This is a genomic window from Streptomyces gobitricini (genome assembly GCF_039532985.1).
Lineage (GTDB): Bacteria > Actinomycetota > Actinomycetes > Streptomycetales > Streptomycetaceae > Streptomyces > Streptomyces gobitricini.
Genome location: NZ_BAAASR010000010.1, coordinates 162,454 through 167,181, shown reverse-complemented (window position 1 = coordinate 167,181; position 4,728 = coordinate 162,454). Strand labels below are relative to the sequence as shown.

Sequence of the window (4,728 nt, the reverse complement as noted above, 5' to 3'; positions counted from 1 at the left end):
TTGCGGGTGGATGTGGGGGGGTGATCGCCGGGGGCGGGCGGTCGCCGGAGGGGGTGCGGGCGGTCGGCGGGGATGGGTGGGGCCGGGGGCGGGTCAGTAGCTGGGGAGCCTGCGGGGGCCGAGGTCCGTCCAGGCGGGGGGCGGGGCGAGCCGGACGGTCGCGCCCAGGACGGAGAGGCCGCGCGGGGCGACGACCACCGGTTCCAGGCCGACGGCGACGATCTCCGGGTGGTCGTCGACCAGCCGTGACACCCGGAGCAGCAGCTCTTCGAGGGCGGCGGTGTCGACGGGCGCGGAGCCTCGCCAGCCGAACAGGAGCGGTGCCGTGCGGATGGAGCGGATCTGTTCCGCGACGTCCCGGTCGGTGGCGGGGACCAGGCGGTGGGCGGTGTCGCCCAGCAGCTCGGAGGGCGCGCCCGCCAGTCCGAAGGAGAGGACGGCGCCGACGCCGGGGTCGATGGCGGCGCGTACGACGGTGTCGACGCCGCGCGGGACCATGGCCTGGACGACCGGCTGGAGTTCCTCGGGCTCGCCGAGGGACTCGGTCAGTTCGGCGTACGCGGCGCGCAACTGCTCCTCGGTGGCCAGGTCGAGGCGTACGCCGCCGAGGTCGGGGCGGTGGCGGAGGTGGGGGGCGGTGGTCTTGAGCGCGACGGGGTACCCGAGGCCGCCGGCGGCGCGGACGGCCTCGTCCGGGGTGGGTGCGGGCAGCGTGGGGCGTACGGCGATGCCGTAGCGCCCGAGCAGCTCGCGGGTGGCGCCGGGGGCGAGGGTCAGGCCCCGCTCGTCGACGCCCCGCGTGAGCGCCCGCTCGATCTGCGCGGCGGCCCCGGTCTCGTCGATGCCCTCGTACTCGGGGACGCGTCCGGGGTCGGCGCTCTGACGGCGCCACTGCCCGTACCTGACGGCCTCGGCCAGCGCCCGGACGGCCCGCTCGGCGGCGGGGTACGCGGGGATGCGGTACGCGCCGCCGGGGACGCCGGGAGCGGGTTCCGCCGGGACACCGGAAGCCGGGGCCTCGGGAGTGCGGGGAGCGGGGGCGCCCGGAGCCGGGGCCTCGGGAGTGCCGGGGGCGGGGGCCGCGGGACCAGGGGCCTCGGGGGCGGAGGGGGCGCCTGGGGCGCCCGCCGGGGCCGCCGGGGCGCCCGGCGCCGTGCTGGCGGCCGCCGCCAGGGCGTCGGCGAGGGCGCCCATCTCCACATGGACGACCAGCACCGGCTTGGCCGGGGCCTCCGCGGTGGCGGCCCGCAGCGCCTCGGCCAGGACCTCGCCGTCGCCGGACTCGGTGGCCCCGTTCTCCCCCACCCAGGGGATCGCGGTGACCACGACCGCGTCGCACGTGTCGTCCCGGAGGGCTTCGGCGAGCGCCGTACGGAAGTCCCGCGGCGTGGCGGCCGTCGTCAGGTCGCGCGGTCGCTTGGGGCGCAGCCCCTCCGTCAGGCAGGCGTCGTACGTCAGCAGGCCGAGCGACTCCGAGTTGCCGAGGATCGCCACGCGCGGGCCCGCCGGGAGCGGCTGCCCGGCCAGGAGCAGGCCGGCGTCGACCAGTTCGGTGACCGTGTCGACGCGGATGACGCCCGCCTGCCGGAGCAGGGCGGAAACCGTGGCGTGCGGGACGCGGGTGACCGGCACGGCGTGGCCGGGAGGTGCGCTGCCGCTGTGCCGGGCGCCCTTGACCACGACGACCGGCTTCACCGCCGCCGTGCGCCGGGCGAGCCGGGTGAACTTGCGGGGGTTGCCGATCGACTCCAGGTAGAGCAGGACGACGTCGGTGTCGGGGTCGTCGTACCAGTGCTGCAGGATGTCGTTGCCCGACACGTCCGCGCGGTTGCCCGCCGAGATGAAGGACGACAGGCCGGCGCCGCGCCGGTGGAGTCCGGACAGCAGGGCGATGCCGATGGCTCCCGACTGGGTGAACAGCCCTGTCCGTCCCGGTACGGGCGGGTGCGGCGCGAGCGAGGCGTTGAGCCGCACGCCGGACGCGGTGTTGATGATCCCGAACGCGTTGGGGCCGATGATGCGCATGCCGTACGAGCGGGCCTGGCGGACCAGTTCCCGCTGGCGGGCCCGGCCTTCGGCGCCCTGTTCGGCGTACCCGGCGGTCAGGACGACCAGGCCCTGCACGTCGTGCTCGCCGCAGTCGGCGACGACCTCCGGGACCCGCTCCGCCGGCACGGCGACGACGGCGAGGTCGACGGGCTCGCCGATGTCGGCGACGGAGCGGAACGCCGGCACCCCGTCCAGCGAGGTCGTCGTGTCGGGCAGGGCACGGTTAACGGCGTACGCACGGCCCTTGTACCCGGCGTCGAGGAGGTTGCGCAGGACCGTGCGGCCGACTCCGCCCGGGGTGCGGCCGGCGCCGATGACCGCTACGGAACCTGGGGCGAGGAGCCGCTGCACGGACCGGGCCTCGGCGCGCTGTTCGCGGGCGCGCTGCACCGCGAGGGACCGGTCGGTGGGTTCCAGGTCCAGGTGGAGGCGTACGGCTCCGTCCTCGAAGCTGCGCTTCTGGGTGTAGCCGGCGTCCGTGAACACCTTGATCATCTTGTTGTTGGCAGGCAGCACTTCGGCCGCGAACCGCCGGATGCCGCGTTCGCGGGCGACCGCGGCGATGTGCTCGAGCAGCGCGGAGGCGACCCCTCGCCCCTGGTGGGCGTCCTGGACGAGGAAGGCCACCTCCGCCTCGTCGGCCGGAGCGCTCGCGGGCAGGCCCTGCGCGTTGATCCGGTCGTAGCGGACGGTCGCGATGAACTCGCCGCCGATGGTGGCCGCCAGACCCACCCGGTCCACGTAGTCGTGGTGGGTGAAGCGGTGCACGTCCTTGGCGGAGAGCCGGGGGTAGGGTGCGAAGAACCGGTAGTACTTCGACTCGTCCGAGACCTGTTCGTAGAAGCTGACCAGGCGCTCGGCGTCATCCGTGGTGATCGGCCTGATCCGCGCGGTGCCGCCGTCCCGCAGCACCACGTCGGCCTCCCAGTGGTCGGGGTACACGTGTTCCGGCTGATCCGACGGGGTCCGCATGGGCCCCAGGGTACGGTGCGGACCTCCGGTCGCGGGGGTGCTGCGGACGACGCGGGGCGAGGCGGCCGAGTGGCCGCCGCGGCCGTGTGGCGACCGGTTCGAGCACCCTGTGGGACATGAGAGACTGGCTCCGACAACTGGTCTAGACAACCGCCGAGACTCGAAGGGCAACACCATGGCTGAGCGCCGCGTCAACGTCGGCTGGGCCGAGGGCCTGCACGCCCGCCCCGCCTCCATCTTCGTCCGTGCCGCCACGGCCTCCGGCGTCCCCGTGACGATCGCCAAGGCCGATGGCAACCCGGTCAACGCCGCGTCGATGCTCGCGGTGCTGGGCCTGGGCGCGCAGGGCGGCGAGGAGATCGTGCTCGCTTCGGACGCGGAGGGCGCGGACGCCGCCCTGGACCGTCTGGCGAAGCTGGTCGCCGAGGGCCTCGAAGAGCTCCCCGAGACCGTCTGACCTCGCGGCCACCCGGCCTCCCCCGCACTGCCGCTTCACCGCTTCACTGCTTCACCGCGGAGCCGTACCGCCCAGAAACCGGGTGGTACGGCTCCGCTTCTTGTCGCCGCCCCGCGGCCCGCCCCGCCGCCCCGCGCGGCGGCGCAGGGGGTGGCGGCGCACGGGGTGGCGGTACGACCCGCCCCTGCCGGTCACCGTCCGCGGCGCACACCGCCGGCCGCCCGAGCGGATTCCACCGCAGCTTCGGGCCGCACCGGAGTTAATCAAGCTCCTCCCGGCATTTCCGACGAGGATCGCCTTTCCGCAAGCCTAGCCATTTCCGGGCAGGCGGAATTCCGGGGCGATAATTCCCTTCTCTTTGTATACGGCGCCGCTGTTAATTGCGGACGCTCGCGGTGTTTACGCGATGTTGCGAAGTTCTCACCGCGCCGGCGCCCGGCCGGTCGGCCGCCGGCGGCCGCTCCACGCGCCGCAGCCGGTGCGCGGTGAGCGCGCGCTGCACATGGAGGGCGGTGAGCGTCCGGGCCCGCTCGGCGTCGCCACGGGCGACGGCGTCCACGATCGCCCCGCGCTCGTCCCACGCCTCCGTCGGCCGGGCGGGCTGCTCGACCACGTACATCCAAGCGATCTTGTGCCGCAGCTGGGTGAGCAGCGTGGTCAGCGCGGGGCTGCCGGACGCCTGGGCGAGTGTCTCGTGGAACCAGCCGCCCAACGAGCGCAGGTCCTCGCCCTGGTCGCGGCGGGCCCGCTCCCGGCCCAGCCTGACCAGGCCGCGCAGCACCTTCAGGTGGGCATCCGTGCGGCGCTGGGCGGCCCGCGCGGCACCCAGCGGCTCCAGCAGTGTCCGCATCTCCAGCAGGTCGGCGGCCTCCTGGTCGGTGGGCTCGGCGACGCACGCGCCGACATGGCGGCGGGTGGTGACGAACCCCTCCGACTCAAGGGTGCGCAGCGCCTCCCGGACCGGTACGCGCGAGACGCCGTAGCGGCGGGCCAGCTGCTCCTCGGTGAGTCTGCCGCCGCGCGGGAACACGCCGGTGACGATGTCGTCGCGGATCGCCGTGCATACCGAGTGCGCCGGAATGCGCATACCAGAACCCCCAACTTGACCCGCGCGATACTCAGTCGATTGACGCCTGTTCAGTGACTCTATTGCAGAGGAGCGCAATTTCCGATAGCCACCCGAAATCCATGGAGTTCTTTTTGGCCAGGTGCCCGCGCACGATGCCCAGGCACGGCGAAGGCCCCGGTTC

At 74.4% G+C, this 4,728-nt stretch carries 3 protein-coding genes; 1 reads left to right on the top strand and 2 read right to left on the bottom strand.

The window, feature by feature from the left end; all coding sequences use genetic code 11:
* Window positions 1-93 precede the first annotated feature (93 nt).
* Window positions 94-3,021, bottom strand: coding sequence for a bifunctional acetate--CoA ligase family protein/GNAT family N-acetyltransferase (locus tag ABD347_RS09490; protein WP_344358926.1), 2,928 nt, complete (start codon window positions 3,019-3,021; stop codon window positions 94-96).
* Window positions 3,022-3,196: 175 nt separating this feature from the next.
* Here ABD347_RS09490 and ABD347_RS09485 point away from each other — a divergent pair, with 175 nt between their 5' ends.
* Window positions 3,197-3,478, top strand: a complete 282-nt coding sequence (locus tag ABD347_RS09485; protein ID WP_003981826.1) for an HPr family phosphocarrier protein — start codon at window positions 3,197-3,199, stop codon at window positions 3,476-3,478.
* Window positions 3,479-3,854: 376 nt separating this feature from the next.
* Here the strand turns inward: ABD347_RS09485 and ABD347_RS09480 are convergent, their stop codons facing one another.
* Window positions 3,855-4,565 carry a GntR family transcriptional regulator gene (locus ABD347_RS09480; protein ID WP_344358924.1) on the bottom strand — a complete coding sequence of 237 codons (711 nt, stop codon included), beginning with the start codon at window positions 4,563-4,565 and terminating at the stop codon, window positions 3,855-3,857.
* Window positions 4,566-4,728 lie beyond the last annotated feature (163 nt).

Bases quoted from the DNA above. Each gene is read 5' to 3' on its own strand.
- ABD347_RS09490 (WP_344358926.1), bottom strand. From the start codon at position 3,021: ATGCGGACCCCGTCGGATCAGCCGGAACACGTGTACCCCGACCACTGG.
- ABD347_RS09485 (WP_003981826.1), top strand. From the start codon at position 3,197: ATGGCTGAGCGCCGCGTCAACGTCGGCTGGGCCGAGGGCCTGCACGCC.
- ABD347_RS09480 (WP_344358924.1), bottom strand. From the start codon at position 4,565: ATGCGCATTCCGGCGCACTCGGTATGCACGGCGATCCGCGACGACATC.